Origin of the sequence: Halorientalis litorea, from assembly GCF_023028225.1 — an archaeon.
GTDB lineage: Archaea > Halobacteriota > Halobacteria > Halobacteriales > Haloarculaceae > Halorientalis > Halorientalis litorea.
Map to the genome: position 1 here is coordinate 2,288,452 of NZ_CP095482.1, position 25,594 is coordinate 2,314,045.

The following is a 25,594-nucleotide window of genomic DNA, read 5'->3' on the forward strand; positions in this document are numbered from 1 at the left end:
GGTTCAGGCGGACGCCTTTCCGACGACTTCGATGGCCTCGGCGTCGACGGCTACGGTGTCGAGGTGGTTCGGGATGTACTCGCGGCGTTGGTACGTCTCGCGTTCGTCCTCGTCGCCGATGGTACACCACAGTTGGACCTCTTCGGGGCCGTGCCAGTCGCCCTGCCGGGCGACGCCGAAGCAGACGTACTCCTCGCCGTCGAGTTCGATGACCGACTCCTTGCGGATGCCGGGGTCCCCGTGGACGATGAGTTTCTTCATGCACCCCGCTTCGGACAATCGGGCATTAAGCGCTTCGAAGGCTCGTCCGCGGGAAACCAAACGGGTTTTAGTGGCCCCTCTCCTACGGTCCGCAAGGTCGATATCTATGCAGATGCCACGCCGCTTCAATACGTACTGTCCACACTGTAACGAACATCACGAACACGAGGTCGAGAAGGTCCGAACGGGCCGGTCCTCGGGAATGAAGAAGGTCAACGACCGGCAGGCCGCCCGGCGCGGCTCCGGCATCGGGAACAAGGGGAAGTTCTCCAAGGTCCCCGGTGGCGACAAGCCGACGAAGAAGACCGACCTGAAGTACCGTTGCAGCGACTGCGGCAAGGCTCACCTCCGCGAGGGATGGCGCGCCGGTCGACTGGAGTTCCAGGAGTAACAATGGCAGGAAGCTTCTACCGCGTTCAGTGTCCGGATTGTGAGAACGAACAGGTCGTCTTCGGGAAGGTCGCGACCGAAGTCTCGTGTGCCGTCTGTGGGCACACGCTCGCCCGCCCGACTGGCGGCAACGCGGCCATCGAAGGCGAGGTGACCGAGACCGTCGAGGCACGATAATGAAATACAGTGGCTGGCCGGACCCCGGCGAACTCGTCGTCGGCCGCATCGACGAGATAGAGGACTTCGGCGTGTTCCTCGACCTGCAGGAGTATCAGGACAAACGGGGCCTCTGTCACGTCAGCGAAGTCGCGTCCGGGTGGATAAAGAACGTCCGCGACCACGTCAGCGAGGGCCAGACCGTCGTCGCCAAGGTACTCGACGTGGACAAGGAGAGCCAGCAGATAGACCTCTCCATCAAGGACGTCAACGACCACCAGCGCAAGGACAAGATACAGGAGTGGAAAAACGAGCAGAAGGCCGACAACTGGATGGAAATCGCCTTCGGCGAGGACATCGCCGACGAGACGTACGCCGCCATCGCGAACGAACTCCTCGCCGAGTTCGGGTCGATGTACGACGGTTTCGAGCAGGCCGCCATCCACGGGGCGGAAACACTCGAAGACACCGACCTCTCCGAGGACGAAATCGAGGCTATCGTCGAGGCCGCCCGCGAGAACGTCTCCGTTCCCTACGTCAACGTCACCGGCTACGTGGACCTCTCCTGTCCGAGCCCCGACGGCGTGGACGTCATCAAGGAGGCACTGCAGGCCGCGGAGGGTAACGGCGAGATTCCCGACGAAGTCGAACTCGACGTGACGTACGTCGGGTCGCCCGAGTACCGCATCGAAGTCAGGGCACCCGACTACAGCACCGCCGAGTCCCACCTCGAAGAGAGTGCAGAGCGTGCGAGTGCCGTCGTCGCCGACCACGGTGGCTCCGGCGAGTACCACCGCGAGCGTCGACAGGACGACGAGTAACGCTCGGCGATGAAATCCGACATCCGCGTCTGTCTGCAGTGGGAGACCGAACACGAGCGGCCAGTCTACACGCTGTCTGACACCTGTCCCGACTGTGGCGGTGCCGCCGGCAACAGCGCGCCGGCACCGTTCGACCCTGAGGACCCCTACGGAAAATATCGACGCGCTATTAAGCGACGCAGGTCCGAATAGGGGGTATGGACGAATTCGAAGTCGAGACACTCGCCGACCCCGACCTGTCGGACCCGGTACTGGTCGAGGGACTGCCGGGTGTGGGGCACGTCGGGAAACTCGCCGCCGAACATCTCGTCGAGGAGTTAGACGGTGACGCCGTGCGCCGCATCTACTCACAGCACTTCCCGCCACAGGTCGCCATCGAGGACGGCCGCTCGGAACTGGCAAACGCCGAGTTTCACGCCGTCCAGACCGAGCAGGGACAGGACCTGCTGGTTCTCACCGGTGACCATCAGGCACAGAGCAACCGCGGTCACTACCTGCTGACCGACCGCATCCTCGACGTGGCGGCGGAATTCGGCGTCGACCGGGCGTTCGCCCTCGGCGGCGTCCCCACCGGCGAACTCATCGAGGAGTACGACGTACTCGGTGCCGGGACGACCGACGACGTGGTCGCGGACCTCGAAGATGTCGGCGTGGAGTTCCGCGACGACGAACCGGCGGGCGGCATCGTCGGCGTCTCCGGTCTCATGCTCGGACTGGGCGAACGCCGAGACATCGAGACGGCCTGCCTGATGGGCGAGACGAGCGGCTATCTCGTCGACCCCAAGAGCGCGCAGGCAGTGCTCACGGTGTTGGAGGACCTCGTCGGCTTCGAGGTGGACTTCGGGTCGCTGGAGGACCGCGCCGAGGAGATGGAGGAAGTCGTGCGCAAGATACAGGAGATGGAACAGGGCACGCCGACGCCGTCCGACGAGGACCTGCGATACATCGGCTGAGAGCGACGGACTCCGAGACATTCTTTAGCATCTGACCCATACAGTGGGGCGTGTACGGCGCGGTGTTACAGTCGTTTCCGGCGTGGTTCGTGGAGGGCCTCCTGCTCGGTGTCGCCGCTAGCGTCCTCGTCGCGGGCCTGTTCTACGTCGCCGTCCGTCGGTTTCCGAGCCGGGAACCGGAGCGGCAGACGGACAGTGGCGACACGCGCCGCAGAGCCGAAATCCGCAACTACCTCGACGCCATCGACGAGCAGTACGCGGAACGGCACTTCGTCGAGGGACAGCACGTCGCGTTCTACCTCCCGAAGCGTGACGTCGCCATCACGTTCGACGCCCGTGCGTTCTACCGCATCGAGCGGTCGGCGACGAGTCCGGTGTTGGTGGAACACGAACTGCCCGGCGTCGCGCTCGGGCCGCGACTGCCGTTCGAGACGCCCGACATCGACCTCGAAGACGAGACGGAGTCGGACCTCGACCCGCGCCGGGCCGCCTTCGCCGTCCTCGGCCTCCCCAGCGGGGCCGGACTGGACGAAATAAAGACCGCGTACCGCCGGAAAGTCAAAGAGGTCCACCCCGACCACGGCGGCGACGAAGACGAGTTCAAGCGCGTCCGGGAAGCGTACACCACCGCGAAACAGCACGCGGGGTGAGTTTCGCCCGGGCCGGACGGGTCGGACGGCAGGCATTTACTCGCGGGGTCCCGATTCAGGCCCGATGGAGGCCACCTTCCGTGACCGTGCCCTCGTCCTCGACGAGACACTCGTCTGTGCTGACCTCCACATCGGAAAAGGGCGGACCGCGAACGTCGACCTGCCGCTCGGCGAACGCGAGAATATCGTGGACCGTCTCGAGGCACTTCTGGCGGCTCACGACATCGAGCGGGTGGTGTTCGCCGGGGACGTACTCCACTCGTTCGACCGCGTGCCCGCCGACGCCGAGGGGACGCTGACGGCACTGATACGGACGGTCGGTGACGCCGGGGCCGAACTCGTCGTCATCCGCGGGAACCACGACACGATGCTGGAGACGCTCTGGAACGGGACGGTCCACGACGAGTACGTCCTCGACGCCGTCCCGGGCGTCGGGGCCGACGGCGCGGGAACGGCCGTGGTCTGTCACGGACACCACGAACCGACGACCGAGGCCGAGTTGTACGTCGTCGGTCACGACCACCCGACGATTACCATCGAGGGCCAGAAGTGGCACTGCTACCTCTACGGCCCCGGCGTCTATCGCGGCGCGGACGTTCTCGTCCTGCCGGCGTTCAGCCACCTCGTCGAGGGCGTCCCGGTCGACGGGCGGTACGGCCCCCCCTCGCTCATGTCCCCGCTAGTTTCCGACCTCGACCGGTTCCGGCCGGTCGTCCGGGACGAGACTGCCGGCGAGACCCGCACGTTCCCAGCCCTCGGCGAGTTTCGGCACCTACTCTAACAGGGCCGCGGCGACGCGGCCGCTCTCCAGGGCTCCCTGAATCGAGGACCAGCGGGTGTAATCGCCCGCGAGGACCACGGGGCCGTCGGGCGTGTCGGGGGCCGGCAGGTCGGCCCGGAACCCCGGCAGTTGGTCGAACTGTGCCACGTCGACGCGGTCGGTCCGCAGCAGTTCCATCGCGTCGAATCGTCGCTCGGGGTACCAGCTTTCGAGTGTCGACCGCCCACGCTCGAACAGCGTCCCGTCGTCGGCTTCGGGGGTCCCGAGCCACGTCGCGGAGAGGAGCGTCCGGTCGTCGGGCGCGTAGGACGGCGCGACGGCCGACAGCGGCGCGACCTGGTTGGGGTCGGTCCCGTCGGCGTTGAGCAGTATCTTCTTGCCGGTGTCCAACTCGACGTGGCCGGGCAGGCCGTAGTACTGGGTGACACAGCCCCGCGTCTCAGTCGGAATCCCGTCGACGCCGGTCAGGTCCGCCGCCGTCGGCGGGTCCGTGGCGACCACGGCGGCGTCGGCGGCCACCGTTCCGTCGGCCGTCTCGACGGTCACGCCGTCCTCGTCCGTGTCGAGGGCCGTGACCGCCGTTCCGAGTCGGATATCGGCACCGGCTCGGCGGGCGCGGTCCGCGAGTTGGTCCGATATCGCACCCATCCCGCGGGCGGGCACCGCTGTCTGTCCCTCGCCGAGCATCTTGAACGTGTACCGGAAGACGCCGGCGTCCGTCGAGAGCGAGCGGTCGAGCGTGATACCGCCGTAGAACGGCGCGGCGAAGTTGTCGAGAAAGTCCCGCGAGAAACCCCGACCGACGAGATAGGACTCGACGGACTCCCGAGGTCCACGGTCGAACAGTGCCTCGTCGTCGACGCCCGACAGCGCGCGCTGGAGGCGGAAGAGTCGAACCTTGTCGCCCAGCGTCACGTCGGTGTTGAACAGCGTCTCGGTGATGTCGCCGGGGCTGTCGAGCGGGTCGGCGAGGACCGTCCGGCGGTTTGGGTGGGCGATGGTCGCGCCGCCGGTGAACGAGCGGAGGTCGAGTTCGTCGTAGTCGAGTTCCCGGCGGGCGGCGGGGTAGGCGGTGAAGAGGACCTGAAACCCGCGGTCGAAGACGAACCCGTCCTCACGGACCGACCGGACCCGCCCGCCGACTGCCTCGCGGGCTTCGTACAGCGTCACGTCGGCACCGTCGGCGGCGAGGTGGCGGGCCGCGACCAGTCCGGCGAGGCCTCCACCGACGACTACCACGTCTGTCATGCCCGGACAGAGGTCGCGGCCGGTCAAAAAACTCCTGTCACACAACGATTATCCGCCGCCCGTCCGAACTCGCCGCCATGCCCTCCGAAACTGGTGCTCCGCCGACGGATAGCCAGCCGATTCGCTTTTTCCACCCGTCCAGATTCGCGGACGCCGCCGTGTTCCTGTTCTGTGGCCTCGTCCTCCTGTACAGTCTGCTCATCGTCCAGCAGATACTCGTCGGCCTCCTCGCCGTGACGATGGTGTTGGTGGTGTACTACGGCGTGCGGTTCTTGCGCTGGTTCGCGACGACGTACCGCCGACGGACGGACGCGCTCGAATCCATCGCGTCGTCGCTGGCGACGATGGTCGAACGCGAGGACGACGGTACGGGTGGGGACGACGCCAACCCGTGAGGACGCGAACGGACAGGGATTAGTCCGTCGCGCCCGGAGGGACGCTCATGCACACGTCTCCGGCAGTCCGCGGCGTGACCTGTGACGACTGCGATGCGACGTTCGACCCCGCCGAGGCGACGGGCCGCTGTCCCGACTGTGGCGGTTCGCTCGCCGTCGAGTACGACCACGGCGTGATGTCCGTCTCCCGCGAGACGCTCGCCGACGAGCGGTTCGATGGCGTCGCCCGCTACGCCGACCTCCTGCCGTTCGACCGGGACGCCCTCGTGACGATGGACGAGGGCGCGACGCCGCTGGTCGGGTCGCCGCGACTCGCCGACGAACTCGGCGTGGCCGAAGTGTACATCAAAGACGAGGGGGCGAACCCCACGGGGAGCGTCACCGACCGCGGCCTCGCGCTGGCCGTGACGGCCGCACACGAGGCAGGGGCCGACGCCGTCGCCCTCCCGACGCCGGGTCCGGCCGGCCAGTCGGCCGCCGCCTACGCCGCCCGCGCTGACCTCGACTCTCACTCGTTCGTCCCGTCGCGCACGCCGTTCGACCACAAGGCGATGATAAACGTTCACGGCGGCGAGATGAACGTCGTCGGCGGCCGCTACGGCGACGCCGTCGACGCGTTCGCGGACGCCGTCGCCGACGAACCGTGGCACTCACTCGCCGCCTTCGACCAACCGTATCGGCGGGAGGGTGCCAAGACCCTCGCGTACGAACTCGCCGAGCAACTCGACTGGTCACCCCCGGACGCGGTGGTCTACCCGACCGGCGAGGGCGTCGGCCTCACCGGCGTCCGCCGTGGGATGGCCGACCTGCGGGAACTCGGCCTGGTCGAAGACGTGCCCGCTCTCTACGCCGCACAGGCCGCGGACTGTGCCCCCGTCGCCGAGGCGTTCGAGGCGGGCGAGGACGACACCGAGGCGTGGGAGCGGCCGGACACCATCTGTGGCGGTGTCGAGGTAGCCGACCCAGCCGGTGGGGCCACGGTGCTGGAGGCGGTCCGGGCGACAGACGGGGGTGCCGTCGCCACCGACGACCCGGATATCCTCGACAGTGCCGTCACCGTGGCACAGGCCGAGGGCGTCGAGATGGCGGCCAGTGCCGGACCCGCCGCCAGCGGTGCGTGGGAACTGAGCGAGTCGGGGGCGTTCGACGCCGACGACACCGTCGTCCTCGTGAACACGCTCGCCGGCGGTGTCGAGGCCGACCTCCTCCGCAGTCACCTGATGAGCAAGGGCATCTGAGCATGACAGCGGGTGACCCGCTCGCGACGGCACTGGCGGGGGCGGTGTTCGGACTGGCACTCGCCGCACCGCCGGGGCCGATGAACGCCGTCATCGCCGAGGAGAGCGTCGTCCAAGGGTGGCTCGCGGGCTTCGTCGCCGGTGTCGGTGCGATGGTCGCCGACGCGTGCTTCCTCCTCCTCGCGCTGGTCGGCGTCGTCGCCGTCGTCCAGCGGCAACCGACCGTTCGGGGTGTGATGGTTCTCGCCGGTGGCTGTCTCATGTTGTATTTCGCGTACGCCACAGTCGGCGACGCCCGCCGAGCGTTCGGCGTGGCGGCGGCGGATGGGACGGACACCCAGCAGTCCGACACGGGGGCGGGGCCGTGGGACGCGGCCCGTGGCTTCCGACGGGCGTTCCTGCTCGCCATCACGAACCCGTATCAGGTCGCCTTCTGGCTGACCGTCGGCGTCGGCCTGCTCGAACCGGGCACCGTGGACGTCCTCGCACAGACGCCGTACGTGGGCGCGTCGCTGGCCGACCTCCTCGTCGTCAGGACGGGCAGCCCGCTCCTCATCGCGGGGCTGTTCGGCGGTATCGTCGTCTGGATAACGGGGTTCCCGGCGGTGCTGGTGGCGGCCGGGCGACGCGTCGACAGACTCGGCCCGGCCGTCGCGCTCGGGAGCGCGGTGGTACTCGCTGGGTTCGGACTCTTCTTCCTCGCCGACGGGCTGACGACGCTGCGTTAGTCGTCGGCGTCCATCTCGGCGGGCACGTCGGGGACCACGTCGCCCTCCGTTTCGCCCATCTCGGCGACTTCCATCTCCAGCCACTCGCGGAACCACCGAACACGCTTGAGTCGCTGGTGGACGATGCTCTCGGCGGTGTCGCTCTCGACGCGCTCTGCGGCGTCGTGGCCGCGTTCGAGGACGCGGCCGACCATCTCCGAGGCGTCCATGTGCGTCCGGGACTCGTAGCCCATCCGCAACAGCATCAGTGCCGTGCCGTTGGCACCCACCTTGTCGAGGAGGTCCGCCTCGATGAGACACTGCGTCTCCAGCGGCAAGTTCGAGAGGTCACCCTGGTACGAGTGGTCCCGGACGGCCGCACACACCTCGTCGACGAACGACTGCGGGTAGTCACACCGGGTCGTCAAGTATTCGCGCGCGATGCGGGCACCCTCCTCGGCGTGGACGTCCTGGTCGGCTTCGAGTTTGGCGATGTCGTGGAACAGGGCCGCGACCCGAGTCACGTCGGCGTTCGCGCCCTCCTCGCGGGCGATGTCGGCGGACAGTTCGACCACGTTCATGATGTGGTTGAACCGGTACTCCGCGGAGTGCCACGGGTACCACCGCATCCGTCCACCCTCGTCCTCTGCCTCGACAGACGCCGCGAGATAGTCGTGAACGAAGGTCTGCATCTCCTCGAAATCCGCGTCCGAGACGGGTGATTCCCGTATCTCAACACCCACGGAACCACCCCCAAACGAATCGTTCGTTGTTCATCTTACGGATATAAAAGCGTCAACAGGCCTTTAGCGTTACGACAACCGGAAAACTATCGTCCACTCCCGTCGTCGACCACGGCTTGGCACGCTGAGGCGGCCCCGTCGGTGGCGTTCGGTCCCAGCGGTGCCGTGCCATCCACCCCGGACACACGACTGCCCGACGGCGGTGAATCCGGTTTCGGTGACGACCGATTGACGTACATTTATGCCAGTTACTACCATACTGTCCCACATGGAAGTCCGAGAAGCGACTCTGGACGATCAGTCGGCGATACAGGAGATAGCCGAACGGTCGTTGCAGGCGTCCTACACACTCAGCCCGCAGACTATCGAGGGGACGGTGCATCAGTGGTACGACAACGACAAATTCACCGAGAAACTGGACCGCGAGGACATGCTCATCCTCGTCGCCGAAGAGGGCGGCGACGCCGTCGGCTTCAGCGAAGTCGTCATCCACGACGACGAGGCCGGAGCGGACTTGCTCTGGCTCCACGTCCACCCGGACCACCGCGGCGGCGGTATCGGATCGGACCTGTTCGAGGCGGTTCGCTCTCGGCTACAGGACCGCGGTATCCCACAGTTGCGGGGTCGCGTGCTCTCGATGAACGAAATCGGTAACGCCTTCTACGACGACCACGGCTTCGAGAAGGTCGGCGAGGGAGAAGTCGAAATCGACGGGCGGACCTACACCGAGGCACTGTACGTCGAGGCCGAGCCGACCGGCCTCCAGCCGATTACGACGCCGGAGGGAAAGACGGTGTACGTCGACCACGACGACGTGGATCAAGGCTCCATCGACGTGTTCCACGTCGTCTACAACGACGAGGCCCGCACGGAACAGTACGGGTACTACTGCGCGAAGTGTGAGTCGCTGGCGAACGCGATGGACGCCATGGGTCGCATCGAGTGTGACACGTGTGGTAACAGCCGAAAACCGACGCGCTGGGACGCCGCCTACATGTAGTCACGCCGCGGATGTCTCACTCTCGGCCGCGAGTGTCGCTATCTCCTCCTGCCGTTCCTCGATGCCCGTCGTCACGATGAGGCGGACGCCCCGGCGGACGCTGATGTCCACGTCGTGAACCCGGCTCTCGGGAACCATGATGAGTCGCCCGCCGGTCGGGTTCGGACTGTTGGGCATGTACACGTTGTACGTCTGCTCGCCCGTGATGTCACCCACCGGCTCCGGGCTGTCGCCGGTGATGAACCCGAGCGCGTACACGCCGTCGCGCGGGTACTCCACGAGAACGACGCTCTCGAACCGGTCGGACTGCTCCAGCAGTGCGGTCGACACCTGCCGGACACTCGAATAGATGACCCTGACCAGCGGGACGACACCGATACCACGGTCGAGGAGGGCGAACAGTCGTTCGCCGGAACTCCGCTGTGCGAAGTAGCCGAGGAGCGCGACGGCGATTGCGATGAGGACGATGGCGAGTAGCTGTGCCACCACCTCGTAGTTAGCCGTGTACTGCGCCAGCCGCGTCCCTTGGACGAGGGGGTTTATCGCCGACGTGACCCATCCAACGAGCAACTGGAGCGCGAACAGCGTCACCGCGAGCGGTGCGACGAGCGCGACGCCCGCGACGAAACTGCTCCGCAGTGTCGACCAGAGACGCATGCTCTTCCCCTGTCGGGCCGCGGACAAAAGCGTAGCGTCCGGGTCGACCACGAACCACTTTGTTGCTCGCGCCCGTACCGGGTGTATGACCGACGACGCCGCCGACCGCGTGGCGGCCGACGGGGACGACCGCACGGCGACCGGGACGCTCCCGTTCCCCACGACCGGGCCGTGGGACGGCGACCGCACGACCGAATTCCTCACCGACGCGCTCGTCCCCATCCGCCTCGCCTGTCACACGCCCAGCGGTGGCCTCTGGATGCTCTCGCTGTGGTACCTCTACCGCGACGACCAGTTGTGCTGTGCGACCGCGAACGAGGCCGACGTCGTCGACTTCCTCCGTGCGGACCCGGAACTGGCGTTCGAGGTGTCAGTGAACGACCCGCCGTACATGGGCGTCCGCGGACAGGGAACGGCGACCGTCGAACCCGACGACGACAAGGTGACGCTCGAAGCACTCATCGACCGCTACCTCGGGGGGACCGACAACTCGCTGGCGACCCGTCTCCTCGCCGAGGACCGCGAGGAAGTCGTCATCCGTATCGACCCCACCCGCGTCTCGACGTGGGACTTCTCGGACCGGATGGACGACGTGGCCTGAGTCAGTCGGCTCCCTGCCGCCCCCCACCGACGTAGTACCGCAACGCCAGCAGGTACAGTCCCACGAGGACCACCCCGAAACCGACGCCTACTGCCGCGTCCACGAGGACGTGGCCCGGGTCGGTCGGACCTGCGTGTGCGACGACGCCGAACATAGTCGGTTGCTACTCGATTCCCCATCGGGTCGCCACACTCTTGAATCGTGCCGATACCGACCGACACCCTCTGATTCGTTACTGTGTCGCGGCGTCGTACTCTTTGAGTGTCTCGACAGCCACGTCGTCGAGGACGGCCTCCGCCGTCGCCTCCAGCACGACGGGCGGCGCGACGCCCGCCTCGTGGGCCTCGACCCACCGCGGCACACAGAGACACCACCGGTCGCCCGGTTCGAGGCCCGGAAACCCCAAATCCGGCCGGGGCGTCACGAGGTCGTTCCCCTGTGCCCTGCTGAACTGGAGGAACTCCTCGGTCACCACCGCACACACCTCGTGTCGGCCGGGGTCTCGTTGCAGGTGTCGACAGTACCCGTCCCGGAGATAGCCCGTCTCCGGGTCCCCGCTACAGCGTTCGAGGGCCGTTCCGAGGACGTTACGCTCGTCGCTCATAGTCGTGTTCGGGGCGGGAACCTGAAAAGTATCCCGAGCGGTAACTTGGGCTGTAGGAGTGATATATACTCCCGGGCGGATTCGAACCTTGACGGCACGAATCCTCGCGCCGTCTGCTTCGAATCCACCGTCGGCTATTTGCTCCTCACGTCCGTTCGTCGCAAAAGTAGTCCCGGGCGGATTCGAACCGCCGTCAACGGCTGACCTCACAGCACAACCCAGCGAGCGGTTGCTCGGATTGAACTGCTCCAAAGGCCGCTATGATTGGCCACTACACCACGGGACTGCAATTAGTGGCACTGGCTGAATGGGTAAGAGTGTTACTCTTGAACGCCATCCGGCAGGGTGACTGAAATATCGATACGCCCATCTTCCACTTCGTGGTGACACGACCGACAGAGTGCGACGAGGTTCTCCATCGTGTGTGCATCCTGCGCGTTCTCGAACGCCCGCATCGGAGTGATATGATGTACGTCTGGATTCTGCCCGAGCTCTTCGGCTTCGACTCCACAAACCTGGCAACGGTATCCGTCACGCGCGAGGACCTTGCGGCGGATCGAGCACCAACGACCGTAGTACCCCTCGTCTCCACCTTGCCACTGCTGATGCTTCTTACCGCGCCGGTTCTCGGACATCCATTCGGACAGACACTCACGAGAACAAAAACGGCCCATACCGTACCGACGATTGCACTCGAGAACCGTTATCTCCGTACTGCAGTAGTCACAGTTCCTAGTTACTCTGTCGGCGTCGACGGTTTCAGCGTACGGTGTCCCCAGAAACTCGTCGGCTTCTTCGACACATTCCGAACAGTATACCCCTTTCTTATTTGAGGGATAAAAATCGAACTCGTCACCGCACCGTCCGCACTCTGTCGCCTCTTTCGCGCCTTTCCAGTTGCCGTTGTTCTCTCCCCCATTCGGGTTACAGTCGTCGCAATATTCGAGGCGCGCCTTTGGGTCATAAAAACCAGTCCCGCACCCTGAGCACTCTCGGTTCGGCAACGGATCATCGTGGACTTTGGTGTGATGCTGTCGCATTCCACGCTCCGTCGAGAGTCTCTTTCCACAGGTGGGACACTCCATAGCTGGAACTGCACCTCCATCCGACAAATATCTCCGTCTGACGGGGTGAAATAATATCTGTCAGTCCGCCGGGTCGGGGTCGGCTTCGACATCTAGCAGGCCGCATACGTCCTCTTCAGGGGCGAAGCAGTCCGGGCACTGCGGGGCGCGGTCGATAATCGTGTCGAGGCGTTCGGCCACTGTCTCGTCGATGACCGGTTCGAGTTGCTTGGCCTCGGTACGAAACTCCTCGACGTCGAGCACTTCGAGCAGAAACCGCTCGATGATACAGTACGTCTGGAGTGCCTCGCGGGCCGCGACGATGCCCTCGTCGGTGAGCGTGACGCCCTTGTACTTCTCGTGGTCGAGCAGCTCGCGCTCTTCGAGTTTGCCGATCATCTCGTTGGCACTCGCGGGACTGACCTCCAGCATGTCCGCGACGCGACCCGTCGACGCTGGCCCGTCCTCCTGTTCCTGTACGAGGTAGATGGCCTTGAGGTACTGGTCGGCGGTGTTCATCGGTTCCCCTCCCGTCGGTCACACCAGTTCGCGGCGGTGTCTCGCTTGTTTCGTGTCATGCTCCCGTCTCCATGAGTTCCGTGACCTGTTCGACGCCGTCGGCCTCGTCCTCGCGGATGGCTTCGAGCGTGTCGAGTAGTTCCCCGCGGTCGATGCTGAACTCGGCGTCGGAGTCCTCGACGGCTCCGATGAGGTCGTCGTAGAACTTGTAGGCGGTCTCCTCGTTACAGAGTTGGTCGTAGAGGACGCCGTCGAAGTCCGCCTCGGCCTCGTACTGCTGTGCGACTAACCCCTTTATTTCCTCGAACGGAATCGTGTCGGCGTCGAGTTGGTCGATGACGCCTTCCAGTCGCTCGCGGTGGGCGGCCGACTCCGCGGCGGCCTCGTCCAACAGTGCCTCCACGTCCGGGTCGGTCGTCTCCAGCGATTTGGCGTGTTCGCCGGCACGTGCTTCGACCACCTCTTCAAGGACGACGCCGATCTGGAGCAGGCGCGCGAGTTGGTGGTCCCCCGACACCGACTGCTGGATGCTCACGGCGACCACCCCGACTCCTGTCCGTCTACCATACCTACAGTCCGAGAGGCGGAAACTTAAGTCCCGTGTCCTGTGGCCCTCCGGACTGTCACGGGCAAAACGGGAGTACCGGCGCGGGTCAGTTCCGCAACCGAACCGCGATACGCTCTTGGAGGTCCTCGCGGAGTTCCGCGACTTCGACCTCTTCGAGGACGGGCACGAAGAAGCCCTCGACCAGCATGTTGCGAGCGGTTTCCGTGGGGATGCTCCGCGAGGTCATGTAGAACATGTCCTCCTCGTCGACCTGTCCGACGGTTGCGGAGTGGCTCGCCTCGGTGTCGTGGTTGTTGATGATGAGTTTCGGCGAGGCGTCGGCCTCGCTCTCGTCGCTCAACATCAGCGTGTTCTCGCGCTGGTAGGAACTCGTGTCCCACGCTTCGCGGCCCACGTCTTGGACGCCCTCGTAGACCGACCGGGCACTGTCGTCCAGCACGCCCCGGGTCACGAGGTCGGCCGTCGTGTGTTCGGCCTCGTGCCAGACGCGGGAGGCGATGTCGAAGTGCTGGTCCTCGTGGCCGAAGAACGCGCCGACGATTTTCGACTCCGAGGAGTCACCGAGCAGTCGCGTCTCGACGCTCGTCTTCGTGAGTCGGGAACCGATGTTCCCCTCTATCCAGTTGACGGTGCCGTACTGCTTCGCGTGGCCGCGCTTGACCGAGAAGTTGTACGTCTCCTCGTCGAGTGTCTGGAGCGCGCCGTACTGGATGTGTGCGTTCTCCCCGGCGACTGCCTCGACGACGCCGCTGTAGTATCGCTTCCCGTCGATATCCTCGCCGGTCCCCTGCCGTTCGAGGATGGTCACCGACGCCGACTCCTCGGCGACGACGAGGGTGTAGTTGAACAGCGACTGGCTGTTCATCCGCGTCCGAATCTTCACGTCCTCGGCGTCGACGCCCTCGGGGACGTAGACGACTGTTCCGGCCGAGAACAGGGCCGTCGAGAGCGCGGTGAGGTAGTCCCGCTGTGGGTCGACGACGCTCCCGAAGTAGTCCTCTATCAGGTCGCCGTGCTCGTCGAGCGCGTCGGCCCAGCCGAGGACATCGACGCCCTCGGCCTCGATTCGGTCTTTCTCCTGTGCGCGGTCCAGCGGGTCGACGAACGACTCGTACTCGAGTGCGTCGAGGTTCGTCCACTCGCGGCCCGGCGTCCTGATGACGTCGGGCATCGCCGCCGTATCGAGGGCGTCGAGGGCGTCGAGTCGCGTCTCCAACAGCCACTCGGGTTCGCCGAGGTCCTCGCTGATTTGGGTTACCTGCTCCTCCGTGAGGTTCGCGTGTACCTGCGTACTCATGGTAGCCTCCGGGGGTTACCCGAGCGAGCCCTCCATCTCGAGTTCGATGAGTCGGTTCATCTCGACCGCGTACTCGATGGGCAGTTCCTCCGTGAGCGGCTCGATGAAGCCAGCGACGATCATCTGCTTTGCGTCGTCGTCGTCCAGGCCGCGGCTCTGGAGGTAGAACACGTCCTCGTCGCCGATTTTGCCGACGGTAGCCTCGTGGGCCACGTCCACCTGATTCTCCTGAATCTCCATGTACGGCATGGTGTCGGAAGTGGACTCGTTGTCGAACATCAGCGCGTCACACTCGACGGACGTGGAGGCGTCCTCCGCGCCGTCGGCGATGTGGACGAGGCCGCGGTAGTTCGTGCGGCCGCCGTCCTTGGAGATGGACTTGGACTCGATGGTCGACTTCGTGTCGGGCGCGTTGTGGTACACCTTCGCACCGGTGTCGATGTTCTGTCCTTCGCCAGCCATGGCGATGGTGATGTGGTTGTCCGTCGCGCCGGGCCCCTTGAGGATGGTCGAGGGGTACAGCATCGTCGCCTTCGAGCCCATGGACCCGGACACCCACTCCATCGTGGCGTCCTCCTCGGCGATGGCGCGTTTGGTGTTGAGGTTGTAGGTGTTCTTCGACCAGTTCTGCACTGTCGAGTACTGAACGTGAGCGTTCTCCTTGACGAACACCTCGACGCCACCGCTGTGGAGGTTGAACGCCGAGTACTTCGGCGCGGAACAGCCCTCGATGTAGTGAACTTCGGAGTTCTCCTCGGCGACGATGAGCGTGTGCTCGAACTGGCCCATCCCGTCGGAGTTCATTCGGAAGTACGCCTGGACGGGCATGTCGACGCTCGTGTCCTCGGGGACGTAGACGAACGAACCGCCCGACCAGATGGCACCGTGCAGTGCCGCGAACTTGTTGTCGCTGGGCGGCACGGCCTTGGTCATGAAGTACTCCTTGACGATGTCTTCGTGCTCCTGGACCGCCTTGTCCATGTCACAGAAGATGACGCCTTGCTCCTCCCACTGCTCCTGCATGTTCTGGTAGACGATTTCGGACTCGTACTGGGCACCGACGCCAGAGAGGGCGTTCTTCTCGGCTTCCGGGATGCCCAGTTTGTCGAACGTGTCCTGAATCTCCTCGGGGAGGTCATCCCAGTTCTCGGCTCCGCCGCGCGTCTCGATGTCCGGGCGAATGTAGGGAACGATTTCGTCGACATCGACTTCGCTCAGGTCGGGTGCGCCCGGCCAGCCGTCGGGCATCGGCATCTGCTTGAATTGCTGGAGTGCGCGGAGACGCCGCTCGAGCATCCACTCTGGCTCGTCCTTGTCGTCCGAGATGACCCTGATCGTCTCCTCGTCGAGGCCTTTCTCGGCCTGGAACGCGGAGTTCTCTTCTTTCTTGAATTCGAACCGCTTCTCGGTGTCCGTATCCTTGAGATGGTCTTGATCTGAACTCATTGTTGGTGTATATTGTTTATTTCTGCTTACGTATTAGTCTGTGCTAGCCGTTTACGATTACGCGGCCTCGTAGACTTCCTCGCGCACCCAGTCGTACCCCTTGTCCTCCAGTTTCTCTGCCAGCGACGCGTCGCCGGACTTGGCGATTTCGCCGTCTATCATGACGTGGACGTGGTCCGGTTCGACGTAGTCGAGAATGCGCTGATAGTGGGTAATCTGGAGGATGCCCGCGCCCTCCTCGTCACGGAGTGCGTTGATGCCGTTGGAGACGTCCTGCAGGCGGTCGATGTCGAGCCCCGAGTCGATTTCGTCGAGCACGGCGACGGACGGTTCGAGGATGGCGGCCTGCAGCACCTCGTTTTGCTTCTTCTCGCCGCCGGAGAAGCCGGCGTTGAGGTATCGCTGGGCGAACCGCTCGTCCATGTCCAACTGTTCCATCTTCTCCTGGAGAATTTCCTGGAACTCGGCGACGCCGATGTCACCCTCGTCGGCGGGGCCTTCCATCGGGGACGTGTCGTAGCCGGCGGCGTCCTCGTTCGTCTCCTCTTCGCTCTCGGCCTCGACTTCGTCCTCGTCTTCGAACAGTTCCTCGCGCTCTTCGAGTTTGGCGTTCAGCGCGGTCCGGAGGAAGTTGACCATCGTGACGCCTTCGATTTCGGCGGGGTACTGGAAGCCGAGGAAGATGCCGAGCGCGGCGCGCTCGTTCGGCTCCAGTTCCAGTAGATTCCACGTCTGCAGGTCCTCGGGAATTTCCTCGTCCATGTCTCCGAACTCGTCGGCGTCGAGGTGGAGCAGAACCTCGCCGTCGGTCACCTCGTAGGCCGGGTGGCCGGCGATGACCTTCGCAGTCGTCGACTTCCCGCTTCCGTTCGGCCCCATCAACGCGTGAATCTCACCGGACTGTACTTCGAGGTCGACGCCGCGCAGAATGGTTTCGCCGCCCTCTTCGGCGACTTCCGCATGAAGGTTCGATATTTCGAGTGTTGCCATAATTTAGGGTCACCTAAGTCATCTGCACATCGGGCTGTGGCACGCATAATACTTTCGGATTTTCCCGTATTGGTTTGGGTCTGTGAAACTCGATTTTGTAGAGTCTAAAACCACCGCCCGCAGCGCAAACCTGCGGTCGCCCTGTCTCCACTGACTGGTACAACCGGCGTTTGGGACGACATCAACCCCGGGCCGGTACGGGCGTGCCGTAGCATTGCTCTCCTGCCCGAAAGGCCCGCAATATTCATAAATGTTCACGACACACTGACAGACAGTGTTACAATTTAGTTGGGTGTTGGCTCCGTTCGTCGCACCTATCGTCCTTCTGCCGCCGATTCTCTGGGTTCTCTACCAGAATCGGGACCATCCTCGACTATCTGTCGAGACGGTTATGCTGTTGGCGACCGCTGCGGTCTTCTGGAGCCTCTCCGACGCGGTTCGCCTCGCAGTCACGGACGCCGTCCTGAAACGGTGGCTCTACACTGCCTACTTCCTCAGTGCGTTCGTCGTCATCGTCTCGCTGTTCGCGTTCGCCGTCGACTACAGCGACCGCAAGGAGTGGCGGCACCCACGTCGGTTCGTCCCACTGCTCGCACCGTTTACTATCGCCGGCCTGCTGGCTATCCTCGACATCGGGAACCTCACCTTCCGTAACCTCCGAACGGCGACGGTGAACGGCCTGTCCGTCCTCGTCGTCGACTGGGGGCCGATGTTCTACGTCGCCCACTTGGCCGCGTACGTCGCTATCGCTGTCGCCGCGTTCCTGTTCCTCTCCTACGAGCGGACGAACCGTCACTACCGCGGACAGGTCGCCTCGATTATCGGTGCCGCGGCGGTCCCGTGGGGACTCAACGCCGCGTACTTGCTGGGACTAACACAGGTCAACTACACCGGTGCCGGGTTCGCTCTCTCGCTGCCGCTCGCGTCGCTGATGATATTCCGGTACCGTATTCTCGACATCGTTCCCGTCGCCCGAACCGCCGTCGTCGACCAGATGCAGACCGGATTTCTCGTCCTCGACTACAACGGGACCGTCGTCGACCTGAACGACCGGGTCTGTGACATCCTCGGTGTAGATACCGAGACACTGCTCGGCAAGAGTCTGCGCGAACTCTCGATGGCGTACCCGGTAATCGGCGACGCCCACGACAGGGGAGAACACGGGACGTTCACCGTCGAACGCGACGACGATACGAGACACTACCAGGTCGATGTCTCACAAGTCACCGACCAAGCCGGCGAGGGCCGTGGCTCTATCGTCCTCTTCCAAGACGTTACCAGACTCGCGCGCGCTCGCGCGAAGCTCCGGGACCGGACGGCGGAACTCGAAGAGCAGAACGAACGCCTCGAAGACTTCGCACACATGCTCTCTCACGACCTGCGGAACCCACTCTCCATCGCGCGCGGACAACTCGAACTCGCCCGTATCGACCGTGAGGACGACGAACGCCTCGAAAAGGTCGCCGACGCCCACGCCCGCATCGACGAACTCATCGACGACGTTCTGGCACTCGCGCGCCAAGGGCAGGCCGTCACCGACCCCGAACGCCTCGACCTCGGAACCGTCGCCGAGACGGCGTGGGAGAACGTCGACACGAGACAGGCGACGCTGCAAGTGCTAGCCGACGATGACGTGGCCGCCGACGAGTCGCAGTTGACACAACTGTTCGAGAACCTCTTTCGCAACGCAATCCAACACGGCGGTGACGCGGTTACCGTCTCCGTCGGTGACCTCCCCAAAGGGTTCTACGTCGAAGACGACGGCCCCGGTATCCCCGAGAACGAACGCGACAAGGTCCTCGACAAGGGCTACACGACGGACGCCGACGGGACCGGCATGGGGCTGACCATCATCCAAACGGCCGCCGAGGCCCACGACTGGGAGGTCACCATCACCGAGGGAACGGACGGCGGTGCGCGCTTCGAGTTCGTCGGCGTCGCGGCCGACCCGTCTCAGGTCGAGGACGACGACGCGGGTGAAACCGACCCCGCAGAGACTGTCAGCGACGGCGGGACACCACGCGACGGCGGATAGCGACCCCGCCGGTCACATGAAGTTGCCCAGCCCCGTCTGCTCCTGCCCGCTTTTGACCTCGTCCCACGACACGTCCAGTGCCTCCAGAATCCGCTCGATTGGCCCCTTCAGTGTCTTTTCGAGCATCTTGTCCCAGTCCACCTCGAACTCTTCGGGTATCTGGTCCTCGTACTCGAAGCAGATGACGTCGGGGTCACGTCGAAACTCCCCGTAGAGGGGGTCTTCGGCCGGGTCGAGTCCTCGCTCGGCCTCCACACGGTCCCAGAAGTCCGAGTGAATCCGCCGGAGGTAGAGCCGCTTTGGCTTGGACCCGCTGTTGAAGTTCGTCCCCAACAGGAGGTTGGCGTACTTCGCCCCCCGAACTTGGGCGGTGTCGGTGTCGTAGTTGTCCAGTTTCTTCCCGATACCGCCCGGGATGCCCACGTCGTCTAAGCTGACGTTCCCCTCCTCGAAGTCCTCGATCACCTCGTGGACGTACTCTTTGATGTTCTCGACGTCGTCGCCCGTGACGATGCGGTCGATGACTTCCTTCTGGACCTCCTTGGTAATCGGCGCGATGTCCGACCGCTGGTACTCGAAGCCCGTGATGTCGATGTCGTCGACGTCTTTCCCCTCCTTCCAGACGATGTGTCCGGCGTAGCGTTTCTTCTTGCCTGCTTGGAAGAACCGCCGGTAGAGCTTCTCGAACTCGATTTCGAAGCGGTGGAACTCTGCGTCCAGTTGTTCGAGTGCGAACTCGTCGTACGATTCGTTGATGACCTCCTCCAACTCGAAGCCCTTGCGGATGGTCGCGGCAATCTGGCGGAGTTCCTCGTCGTCCATCTCCGGATGCTTCTCGCGCATGGCGTCGGTAACCTCAACGTCGCCCTCGACATCATCTGGTCCGACGCCACCAACCTCCAGCATCACCGAGTCGGTGTCACCGTAGATTACTTCGTACCCCTCGTTCTCGACGACTTCGTCAGTGTACTCGATGACTTCCCGTCCGGTGGCAGTGACCGCCGCGCCCATCTCCTTGTCGTACAGGCGGAATCGGTCCCACCCGAGAACGCCGTAGAGTGATTGACCGACGAACTGGAACTTGCCGTTCCTGCCCGCTAACAGCGTATGATTGTCCTCGACGGTGACACAGTAGACGCCGTCGTCGGCCGTCGAGCGTTCCGCACTCCGGTGCATCCGGAGCGTGTTCTTGCTGTCCTCGGTGACGTAGATGCGGTACGTCCCGCTGTCCTCGTTGTAACTGGCTGTGAGGCCGAGGTGGGCGCAGAGACGGAGCACGTCGTCACGGAGTCGCTCGCTCGCAGTACTATACCGCCACGAGTTCGTCTGCCAGTCTCCGTCACCATCGATGAGTGTATCGAGGAAGCGGCGTTTCTGGCGGTCGCTCACTTCGAAGACGAACTCGGGGATCCGCTTCTCGAAGCTGTCGGCTCCACAGGTTGTTTCGAGCCACTCACCGAGCAGTCTAGACGTGAACTGGTACCCCTTCTCGTCGACGTACGGGTCGAAACCCATCCGGTCGAGGAGGCTCCCGATGGCAGTATGGTCGTCGGCCGCTCCGCCGTCCGCGATAGCATCTTGAGCTACCTGCACAGTTGTCGCGCTCCCACGGAAATTCTCGCCAAACTGCTTGTCCTCGGACGTGTGGACCGACCCTTCGGTAATGTACCAGGCGAGCAGTTCGAGGAAATCGTCACCGTCGAAGAACCGCGGAATCCACTTCCGGCCACGCTCACCGTGGACATAGAACTCCGAACAGACCCCGTCCAGATATTCTCGGTGTTCCTCGAACTCGTCGGCGGTAAACACGTATCCCGTATCGTCCACCTCTTGTCGAACTATCTTGTCGGGATACCAGCCGACTTCGGACGCGAGTGTGTGCCCGTGAACGTCGTTGTTTGCCCACACCTCGAACTCACAATCCAGTAGTTCGGTAAAGTCTACTTCACTGAGTTCTTGGCCGTCCGGTCCGCTCCAGTCGTGCGGGAGTTCGTAGTTCGTCGCGTCGTCCAGTTCACCAGCTTCGACGAAGTCATACTCGTCCTCCGTAATGCCGTTCGTCTCGTTTTTCCGAACGAGCATCCGGTGGTTCGGCGTCACGTTGAAGTCGATTTCGCTCGTCTCGATGTCGACCACCTCACCGCGGTAGTCGGGATACGCGTGGGTTTCGACGACGGGCTTCACCTCCATCTGCATCGTTTCGGGGTCCAACGAGTATACCTCGTCACCGACACCGAGGTCCCGGATGTTCTGGACACCCTCGGGAGTCAGCACGTCAGTATCCGGGGTGAAGCAGTTCATAATTACCTTGACAGCTGCCTGCTGTCGGTCGAACCGCTCGTACTCTCGGCTGTCCGGGTCGTAGTCGTTCCGGCGGGCCTTCTTCTCCTCGCGTTCGGTGAGGAGTTCGTCGACCATCTCCCGGATGGCCCCGTCTGGTTCCTTGCGGAAGTGCTGGCCGTTAGGGGCTCTGAAACTCTCGCCCTCGTAGGTATCGGGGTCGACCTTGGTCTCGGGGCTCGCGTTGATGGTGACCATGCACATCGGGTAGAGCGATTGACCGATCCACTGGAAGTTCCCATTTCGACCAGCGAGGACGACGTGGTTGTCCTCTGCAGTAATACAGTGGACGTTGCCGTCGTGTTCTTCGACGGTCGCGTTCGTCGATTTCTTGAACGATCCTCGCTTGCCAACAGAGACGTACCACGTTCCATCAGACTGTTTCGAGACCGTCGGTTTGTGGCCACAGCGAACAGCGACGGTGGCGATTCCGTCCTTGAGCGATTCACTTTTGGTCCAGAACTTTCCGAGCCCGGAGTCCGCGCGGCTCCCGTCACCCCGAATCATCGTGTTCAGGAGGACCGTCAGGAGTTCGCCGTCGAAATCGAAGACCCACTCCGGAAGCCGTTTTTCACTGTATCCTTTCCCGCAGTTCTCGACGAACCAGTCGAGGAGATATTCGTTGGAAACATTGACTCCGGTCTCGTCGACATTGTAGTTGATGCCCATCTCGTCGAGGAGACGACAGATTGCCTCCCGTTCCGAGTCTGTGTCCTGATGAATGACGATCCGACCGGCAGCACGGTCTGCACTTCCCTCGGTGACGTACCAGCCGACGAGTTCGAGCCAATTAGCCATCTCGAAAGAGAGGGGAGTCTCCCGGTGTTGTGCATCGTACTTGAGGAACACTTCGTCGGCGTGTTCATCGATGACATTCCGATATTCGCGGTAGACCGGCAGTGGTACTAGATACTTCCCGACCTTCTTCTGGAGCCCCATCGCCTCCGAGGTACCGTGAACGAGGTCGAGTGAGTCCGTGACCTGCTCCGGCATCCGATGGCGGAACTCCCGGAGGTCGTCCTCGTAGTAGGCAACGACGTGTCCACCGTCGATCTCGTCGATCAGGTCGAATGTTTCCGGCGAACGGCCAGCCATCGCCTCGTGCTGGGGGAACGCATATCGTTCGTATTCGGGGACATCCCGGTACTCCGCGAACTCGAAATCCGCCGGGTCCTGTTCGTCCCAGCCACGTTCCTTCGAGTAGAGCATCCGGTGGTTCTCGGTGATCTTGAAGTCGTGCGTGTTGCCCGAGAGGTGGTGAAGTTCGCCGAATTTGTTCTCGTACTCGTGGGTTTCTGCGACGGGTTTGACCTCACACTCGAACGTGTCGGGGTCCAGCGTGTACACGTCCTCCCCCTCGTCGATTTCGGTGATACTCTTGGGCCCATCCGGCGTGAGAACGTCAGTATCCGGACTGAAGCATTTCAAGTCCAGCACTGTCACCATGTCGCGCACGCCCGTGATGGGGTCGAACACCGCACCGCCCTCGTAGTCCTCGGCGTCGTGTTGCCCCTTCGAGGGGAGGGCGAACTCGCCGTGGAGTTTGTGGAGGACGTACATGTCCACGGCGTCACCGGGGGTGGTCGCGTCTTCGAGTTTACAGCCGACGAAAGAGGCCACCTCCTGCCAGAACGGGATGATGTCCTGTTGCTCGTTCAACTCGACACAGAGTTCCACGTCGCGGAGATTGTACTCCAGCAGTCGCTCCGGGTCGTCCTCCCAGAGGTCACCGATGTCGCCGGGGTAGCGTTCCTTGCCGACGCCCAGTTCCTGCTCGCCGACGGCGTCCAGCCGATACGAGTCGAGTTCGGTGAACTTGGTTCGCTGGTACGCGTACAGCAGGTCGAACACCACCCGCCCCTTCACGTTCGGGCCTTGCCAGTCGTCGCGCCACACCTCGTCGACCCGCGAGAGGCGGTCGATGGAGAGGTCGTGGTCGTGGTGGGGACCTTGTAGCTCCTCCATGCGGTCGAGCAGATAGGGCGCGTCGAAGTCGGTGAAGTTCCACCCCGTCACGAGGTCCGGGTCGGTGTCCTCGATGTAGGTGACGAACGCGTCGAGCATCGCTTCCTCCGTCTCGAAGACGCGCACGTCGGCCTCGAAGTCGTCCTCGATGGGGTCGTAGCCGTCGAGGGACTCCGGGGCGTCGGTCCCCGCGTCAGCGTCGGCCAGCCACGCGACGTACTCGTCGTCGTCGGAGTCGTGGGAGGTGAGACAGACGATTGGCTCCTCGCCGTCCTCGGGGAAGCCGTGCCGGTCCTCGACTTCGATGTCGAAGGTGTTCACGCGCGGTTCGGCGTGGGCGTCGACGGCCCGGACCTCCTCGTGTGGCACGCGAAGGGGGCCGTCGTCGCCGTCGCCCTCGCGGCGCGTCGGGACCCGAATCCCGCTGGTCACGTCCTTGTCGATGAGGAACCGGTTGGGAAACAGGATGTCGGCCTCGTAGTGGTCGAACTCGTCGCGCATCTGCCCCACGTCGCGGGGCGTCTGGCCGAATATCTTGGTCAGGTGTTCGCCCCGAATCGACTCGTAGGGGTCGCCGTCCCCGTCGGTCTCCTCGTAGCCCGTGATGGCACCGCGCTCCAAGTCCGCGGGGTCGAGCGAGTCGGTCGGCGCGTAGAAGTACGGGCGGAACTCGTACACCTCGACGTGGACCGTCTCGCGGTTATCGGGAGTGCGACCGAAGACGTGGATGACGGGGTACTCTTCGCCGTCGGCACTGTACTCGACGGTGTAGTCGACCTGCGTCACCGCGAGCGTCGTCTCGCCGTCGGCCTCGGGATACTTGAACTCGTCTACGTCGACGACCTCGAACGACGACCCGCCGCGGCCGGCGACGGCCCGCGCCTCGGCCTCCGCGTCACGGGTGGCGTCGGCGGCCGCTTCGTCGCCGTCGCCGCCGCTCCCGCCTGCGAAATCGCCGAGTCCTGTCTGTCCGTTTGCCCCGGTCCCGTCCATGCTGTCACTCCGTTCGGGACCGCCGACTAAAATCCCGGTGGTCGGCCGCCCGGTCGTAGCTTTGACACTCCCACAAGGTATATACTGTGTGTACTATTACCATGGTGTGAAGACCATATGACGGACCGCGCACGCGAACGTCGGTCGGAGTCGGACAGCGCGATGGAACCACGGGCGGGGGCCGGCGACCCGGACGGTGTCGAGACGATAGAAGCCTACGAGACCGACGACGGTGTCGTCCTCTACGACGCGGAGAACCCCCTCGCGTGGGTACAGACGACCCGAGCGGTCACACTCGAAGACGCGGCGTAGCGCGGAAGGTTTTTCTCGCCGGTCGCCCGACCCCCGACAGTGACCAGTTCCGACGCCGGGGGCCCCGAGGACCCGTGGCCCGACGAACCCGACGACCCCGGGGCGTCCGAGGAGATGGACCCGTTGGCGGACATCGGCCCCGACGTCCCGGAGGTGTCGGTCCCGGACGCCCCTGACCCCTCGGAGAACGAGGTGTCCGCGGACCTCGTGCGCGCCTTCTGGAAACTCGTCGCTATCTTCAACGTCGCGTTACTCGCCCTCTCGCTCGGCCCGATGCTGGCGTTCTTTCGCGGCGAGTGGGTCGCCGGCGGGTTCGTCTTCCTCGTCGGCATCGCCTTCTTGATTCACGGCTATCTCGGCTACCGACGACACGACCCCGCTCGGTGACTCGCAACACAACGGCTAACCCGCTCGACCGGCTACGGACGGGTATGCGTAGCGTCCGCGACGAATCCGGCACGCACTATCTCTTGCTGAAGCGGTCGGGCGACTCCGCCCGTGTCCGTGACCCCGAGACCGGTGAGGAGCAGTACCTCCCCAACGACAGGCTCGAACCCGTCGAGGGGGAGTCGCCCCTCGTGACCGCCGCCCGAGGCGTCCCCGAGTCCGTCCGTGCCGTCGTCACCGCCGCACCCGACGACCGCTCGCTCGGCCTCTTGCTGGACGTCGACGCGGACGGCCCGCTCCCGGTGCGGACGCTCCTCGACCGGTACGACCTCTGTGAGAGTGACCTGCACGGACTGCTCGCGGAGTTCCGCGCCGCCGGACTGCTCGCCGAGGCGACCGTCGCCGGGGAGCGGGGCTACGAGACGACCGAAATGGCGACCGACGCGCTCGCCCGTCTCCGGTAGCGCGCCCCG

The 25,594-nt window shown here is 64.2% G+C and carries 29 protein-coding genes and 1 tRNA gene; 16 read left to right on the plus strand and 14 right to left on the minus strand.

Annotation, left to right across the window (positions count from 1 at the left end; translation table 11 throughout):
* Positions 1-3: 3 nt before the first annotated feature.
* The gene (locus MUG95_RS12270) at positions 4-261 is read right to left on the minus strand and encodes an HAH_0734 family protein (RefSeq protein WP_247008134.1); all 258 of its coding nucleotides are present in this window, start codon (positions 259-261) and stop codon (positions 4-6) included.
* 106 nt (positions 262-367) lie between these two features.
* Between MUG95_RS12270 and MUG95_RS12275 the strand changes: the two genes are divergently transcribed.
* From MUG95_RS12275 to MUG95_RS12305, 7 genes are all read left to right on the plus strand, one after another.
* Positions 368-652 carry a 50S ribosomal protein L44e gene (locus tag MUG95_RS12275; RefSeq protein ID WP_247008136.1) on the plus strand — a complete coding sequence of 95 codons (285 nt, stop codon included), beginning with the start codon at positions 368-370 and terminating at the stop codon, positions 650-652.
* 2 nt (positions 653-654) lie between these two features.
* A complete protein-coding gene (locus MUG95_RS12280) occupies positions 655-828 on the plus strand; it encodes a 30S ribosomal protein S27e (protein WP_247008137.1) in 174 nt (57 codons plus the stop codon).
* Complete coding sequence (locus MUG95_RS12285) at positions 828-1,628, plus strand: translation initiation factor IF-2 subunit alpha (protein WP_247008139.1); 801 nt, start codon at positions 828-830, stop codon at positions 1,626-1,628. The genes MUG95_RS12280 and MUG95_RS12285 overlap by 1 nt, the downstream gene beginning before the upstream one ends.
* Before the next feature lie 9 nt (positions 1,629-1,637).
* Positions 1,638-1,820: an RNA-protein complex protein Nop10 gene (locus MUG95_RS12290; RefSeq protein ID WP_247008141.1), complete on the plus strand. Its 183-nt coding sequence runs from the start codon at positions 1,638-1,640 to the stop codon at positions 1,818-1,820.
* Between the two features lie 5 nt (positions 1,821-1,825).
* Positions 1,826-2,581 carry a proteasome assembly chaperone family protein gene (locus MUG95_RS12295; RefSeq protein WP_247008143.1) on the plus strand — a complete coding sequence of 252 codons (756 nt, stop codon included), beginning with the start codon at positions 1,826-1,828 and terminating at the stop codon, positions 2,579-2,581.
* Between the two features lie 50 nt (positions 2,582-2,631).
* A complete protein-coding gene (locus MUG95_RS12300; protein ID WP_247008145.1) occupies positions 2,632-3,231 on the plus strand; it encodes a J domain-containing protein in 600 nt (199 codons plus the stop codon).
* Between the two features lie 64 nt (positions 3,232-3,295).
* Positions 3,296-4,012, plus strand: coding sequence for a metallophosphoesterase (locus MUG95_RS12305; RefSeq protein ID WP_247008147.1), 717 nt, complete (start codon positions 3,296-3,298; stop codon positions 4,010-4,012).
* Here MUG95_RS12305 and MUG95_RS12310 read toward each other — a convergent pair.
* Positions 4,004-5,260 (minus strand): NAD(P)/FAD-dependent oxidoreductase, encoded by a 1,257-nt coding sequence (locus tag MUG95_RS12310; protein ID WP_247008149.1) that lies wholly within the window; start codon positions 5,258-5,260, stop codon positions 4,004-4,006. The two genes, MUG95_RS12305 and MUG95_RS12310, sit on opposite strands and share 9 nt — an antisense overlap.
* Positions 5,261-5,337: 77 nt before the next feature.
* Between MUG95_RS12310 and MUG95_RS12315 the strand changes: the two genes are divergently transcribed.
* The 3 genes from MUG95_RS12315 to MUG95_RS12325 are packed head-to-tail and all read left to right on the plus strand — an operon-like array spanning position 5,338 to position 7,621.
* Positions 5,338-5,655, plus strand: coding sequence for a DUF8066 domain-containing protein (locus tag MUG95_RS12315; RefSeq protein ID WP_247008151.1), 318 nt, complete (start codon positions 5,338-5,340; stop codon positions 5,653-5,655).
* A gap of 47 nt (positions 5,656-5,702) precedes the next feature.
* Positions 5,703-6,893 carry a threonine synthase gene (locus tag MUG95_RS12320; RefSeq protein WP_247008153.1) on the plus strand — a complete coding sequence of 397 codons (1,191 nt, stop codon included), beginning with the start codon at positions 5,703-5,705 and terminating at the stop codon, positions 6,891-6,893.
* A 2-nt stretch (positions 6,894-6,895) separates the two neighbouring features.
* Positions 6,896-7,621 carry a LysE family translocator gene (locus tag MUG95_RS12325; RefSeq protein ID WP_247008155.1) on the plus strand — a complete coding sequence of 242 codons (726 nt, stop codon included), beginning with the start codon at positions 6,896-6,898 and terminating at the stop codon, positions 7,619-7,621.
* On the opposite strand, the gene MUG95_RS12330 is transcribed toward MUG95_RS12325, so the two are convergent.
* Entirely contained in the window at positions 7,618-8,343 is a 726-nt protein-coding gene (locus tag MUG95_RS12330) for an HD domain-containing protein (protein WP_247008157.1), read from the minus strand. The genes MUG95_RS12325 and MUG95_RS12330 overlap by 4 nt on opposite strands.
* Before the next feature lie 268 nt (positions 8,344-8,611).
* Here MUG95_RS12330 and MUG95_RS12335 point away from each other — a divergent pair, with 268 nt between their 5' ends.
* Positions 8,612-9,343 carry a GNAT family N-acetyltransferase gene (locus MUG95_RS12335; protein WP_247008159.1) on the plus strand — a complete coding sequence of 244 codons (732 nt, stop codon included), beginning with the start codon at positions 8,612-8,614 and terminating at the stop codon, positions 9,341-9,343.
* On the opposite strand, the gene MUG95_RS12340 is transcribed toward MUG95_RS12335, so the two are convergent.
* Positions 9,344-10,000, minus strand: coding sequence for a DUF502 domain-containing protein (locus MUG95_RS12340; RefSeq protein ID WP_247008161.1), 657 nt, complete (start codon positions 9,998-10,000; stop codon positions 9,344-9,346).
* An 85-nt stretch (positions 10,001-10,085) separates the two neighbouring features.
* Between MUG95_RS12340 and MUG95_RS12345 the strand changes: the two genes are divergently transcribed.
* Positions 10,086-10,601 carry a pyridoxamine 5'-phosphate oxidase family protein gene (locus tag MUG95_RS12345; protein WP_247008163.1) on the plus strand — a complete coding sequence of 172 codons (516 nt, stop codon included), beginning with the start codon at positions 10,086-10,088 and terminating at the stop codon, positions 10,599-10,601.
* Between the two features lies 1 nt (position 10,602).
* Here MUG95_RS12345 and MUG95_RS12350 read toward each other — a convergent pair whose 3' ends face one another.
* The 9 genes from MUG95_RS12350 to MUG95_RS12390 form a co-directional block, all read right to left on the minus strand.
* On the minus strand, positions 10,603-10,755 hold the full coding sequence (locus tag MUG95_RS12350) for a hypothetical protein (RefSeq protein WP_247008164.1): 153 nt from the start codon (positions 10,753-10,755) through the stop codon (positions 10,603-10,605).
* A 78-nt stretch (positions 10,756-10,833) separates the two neighbouring features.
* A complete protein-coding gene (locus tag MUG95_RS12355) occupies positions 10,834-11,205 on the minus strand; it encodes a DUF2237 family protein (protein WP_247008166.1) in 372 nt (123 codons plus the stop codon).
* Positions 11,206-11,372: 167 nt separating this feature from the next.
* A tRNA-Gln gene (locus tag MUG95_RS12360) sits at positions 11,373-11,491 on the minus strand.
* Positions 11,492-11,525: 34 nt separating this feature from the next.
* The gene (locus MUG95_RS12365) at positions 11,526-12,290 is read right to left on the minus strand and encodes an HNH endonuclease (protein ID WP_247008168.1); all 765 of its coding nucleotides are present in this window, start codon (positions 12,288-12,290) and stop codon (positions 11,526-11,528) included.
* 60 nt (positions 12,291-12,350) lie between these two features.
* Entirely contained in the window at positions 12,351-12,788 is a 438-nt protein-coding gene (locus tag MUG95_RS12370) for a metal-dependent transcriptional regulator (protein WP_247008170.1), read from the minus strand.
* A 55-nt stretch (positions 12,789-12,843) separates the two neighbouring features.
* Positions 12,844-13,323, minus strand: coding sequence for a ferritin-like domain-containing protein (locus MUG95_RS12375; protein ID WP_247008172.1), 480 nt, complete (start codon positions 13,321-13,323; stop codon positions 12,844-12,846).
* Positions 13,324-13,441: 118 nt separating this feature from the next.
* The gene (gene sufD / locus MUG95_RS12380; RefSeq protein ID WP_247008174.1) at positions 13,442-14,653 is read right to left on the minus strand and encodes a Fe-S cluster assembly protein SufD; all 1,212 of its coding nucleotides are present in this window, start codon (positions 14,651-14,653) and stop codon (positions 13,442-13,444) included.
* 15 nt (positions 14,654-14,668) lie between these two features.
* Positions 14,669-16,099, minus strand: coding sequence for a Fe-S cluster assembly protein SufB (gene sufB, locus MUG95_RS12385; RefSeq protein WP_247008182.1), 1,431 nt, complete (start codon positions 16,097-16,099; stop codon positions 14,669-14,671).
* A 57-nt stretch (positions 16,100-16,156) separates the two neighbouring features.
* Positions 16,157-17,089, minus strand: a complete 933-nt coding sequence (locus tag MUG95_RS12390) for an ABC transporter ATP-binding protein (protein WP_247008184.1) — start codon at positions 17,087-17,089, stop codon at positions 16,157-16,159.
* 274 nt (positions 17,090-17,363) lie between these two features.
* On the opposite strand from MUG95_RS12390, the gene MUG95_RS12395 reads away from it, so the two are divergent.
* The gene (locus MUG95_RS12395; protein WP_247008186.1) at positions 17,364-19,124 is read left to right on the plus strand and encodes a histidine kinase N-terminal 7TM domain-containing protein; all 1,761 of its coding nucleotides are present in this window, start codon (positions 17,364-17,366) and stop codon (positions 19,122-19,124) included.
* Between the two features lie 12 nt (positions 19,125-19,136).
* Here the strand turns inward: MUG95_RS12395 and MUG95_RS12400 are convergent, their stop codons facing one another.
* Entirely contained in the window at positions 19,137-24,422 is a 5,286-nt protein-coding gene (locus MUG95_RS12400) for a DNA polymerase domain-containing protein (RefSeq protein WP_247008188.1), read from the minus strand.
* A 117-nt stretch (positions 24,423-24,539) separates the two neighbouring features.
* On the opposite strand from MUG95_RS12400, the gene MUG95_RS12405 reads away from it, so the two are divergent.
* The 3 genes from MUG95_RS12405 to MUG95_RS12415 are packed head-to-tail and all read left to right on the plus strand — an operon-like array spanning position 24,540 to position 25,585.
* Positions 24,540-24,734 (plus strand): DUF7331 family protein, encoded by a 195-nt coding sequence (locus MUG95_RS12405; RefSeq protein WP_247008190.1) that lies wholly within the window; start codon positions 24,540-24,542, stop codon positions 24,732-24,734.
* 39 nt (positions 24,735-24,773) lie between these two features.
* Entirely contained in the window at positions 24,774-25,121 is a 348-nt protein-coding gene (locus MUG95_RS12410) for a DUF7322 domain-containing protein (protein ID WP_247008192.1), read from the plus strand.
* Between the two features lie 44 nt (positions 25,122-25,165).
* The gene (locus MUG95_RS12415; protein WP_247008194.1) at positions 25,166-25,585 is read left to right on the plus strand and encodes a DUF7346 family protein; all 420 of its coding nucleotides are present in this window, start codon (positions 25,166-25,168) and stop codon (positions 25,583-25,585) included.
* Positions 25,586-25,594 lie beyond the last annotated feature (9 nt).

Bases quoted from the DNA above. Each gene is read 5' to 3' on its own strand.
- MUG95_RS12335 (WP_247008159.1), top strand. From the start codon at position 8,612: ATGGAAGTCCGAGAAGCGACTCTGGACGATCAGTCGGCGATACAGGAG.
- MUG95_RS12415 (WP_247008194.1), top strand. From the start codon at position 25,166: ATGCGTAGCGTCCGCGACGAATCCGGCACGCACTATCTCTTGCTGAAG.
- MUG95_RS12355 (WP_247008166.1), bottom strand. From the start codon at position 11,205: ATGAGCGACGAGCGTAACGTCCTCGGAACGGCCCTCGAACGCTGTAGC.
- MUG95_RS12270 (WP_247008134.1), bottom strand. From the start codon at position 261: ATGAAGAAACTCATCGTCCACGGGGACCCCGGCATCCGCAAGGAGTCG.
- sufB (WP_247008182.1), bottom strand. From the start codon at position 16,099: ATGAGTTCAGATCAAGACCATCTCAAGGATACGGACACCGAGAAGCGG.
- MUG95_RS12340 (WP_247008161.1), bottom strand. From the start codon at position 10,000: ATGCGTCTCTGGTCGACACTGCGGAGCAGTTTCGTCGCGGGCGTCGCG.
- MUG95_RS12310 (WP_247008149.1), bottom strand. From the start codon at position 5,260: ATGACAGACGTGGTAGTCGTCGGTGGAGGCCTCGCCGGACTGGTCGCG.
- MUG95_RS12315 (WP_247008151.1), top strand. From the start codon at position 5,338: ATGCCCTCCGAAACTGGTGCTCCGCCGACGGATAGCCAGCCGATTCGC.
- MUG95_RS12295 (WP_247008143.1), top strand. From the start codon at position 1,826: ATGGACGAATTCGAAGTCGAGACACTCGCCGACCCCGACCTGTCGGAC.
- MUG95_RS12285 (WP_247008139.1), top strand. From the start codon at position 828: ATGAAATACAGTGGCTGGCCGGACCCCGGCGAACTCGTCGTCGGCCGC.
- sufD (WP_247008174.1), bottom strand. From the start codon at position 14,653: ATGAGTACGCAGGTACACGCGAACCTCACGGAGGAGCAGGTAACCCAA.
- MUG95_RS12350 (WP_247008164.1), bottom strand. From the start codon at position 10,755: ATGTTCGGCGTCGTCGCACACGCAGGTCCGACCGACCCGGGCCACGTC.
- MUG95_RS12365 (WP_247008168.1), bottom strand. From the start codon at position 12,290: ATGGAGTGTCCCACCTGTGGAAAGAGACTCTCGACGGAGCGTGGAATG.
- MUG95_RS12320 (WP_247008153.1), top strand. From the start codon at position 5,703: ATGCACACGTCTCCGGCAGTCCGCGGCGTGACCTGTGACGACTGCGAT.
- MUG95_RS12345 (WP_247008163.1), top strand. From the start codon at position 10,086: ATGACCGACGACGCCGCCGACCGCGTGGCGGCCGACGGGGACGACCGC.
- MUG95_RS12290 (WP_247008141.1), top strand. From the start codon at position 1,638: ATGAAATCCGACATCCGCGTCTGTCTGCAGTGGGAGACCGAACACGAG.
- MUG95_RS12370 (WP_247008170.1), bottom strand. From the start codon at position 12,788: ATGAACACCGCCGACCAGTACCTCAAGGCCATCTACCTCGTACAGGAA.
- MUG95_RS12405 (WP_247008190.1), top strand. From the start codon at position 24,540: ATGACGGACCGCGCACGCGAACGTCGGTCGGAGTCGGACAGCGCGATG.
- MUG95_RS12275 (WP_247008136.1), top strand. From the start codon at position 368: ATGCAGATGCCACGCCGCTTCAATACGTACTGTCCACACTGTAACGAA.
- MUG95_RS12325 (WP_247008155.1), top strand. From the start codon at position 6,896: ATGACAGCGGGTGACCCGCTCGCGACGGCACTGGCGGGGGCGGTGTTC.
- MUG95_RS12280 (WP_247008137.1), top strand. From the start codon at position 655: ATGGCAGGAAGCTTCTACCGCGTTCAGTGTCCGGATTGTGAGAACGAA.
- MUG95_RS12305 (WP_247008147.1), top strand. From the start codon at position 3,296: ATGGAGGCCACCTTCCGTGACCGTGCCCTCGTCCTCGACGAGACACTC.
- MUG95_RS12390 (WP_247008184.1), bottom strand. From the start codon at position 17,089: ATGGCAACACTCGAAATATCGAACCTTCATGCGGAAGTCGCCGAAGAG.
- MUG95_RS12400 (WP_247008188.1), bottom strand. From the start codon at position 24,422: ATGGACGGGACCGGGGCAAACGGACAGACAGGACTCGGCGATTTCGCA.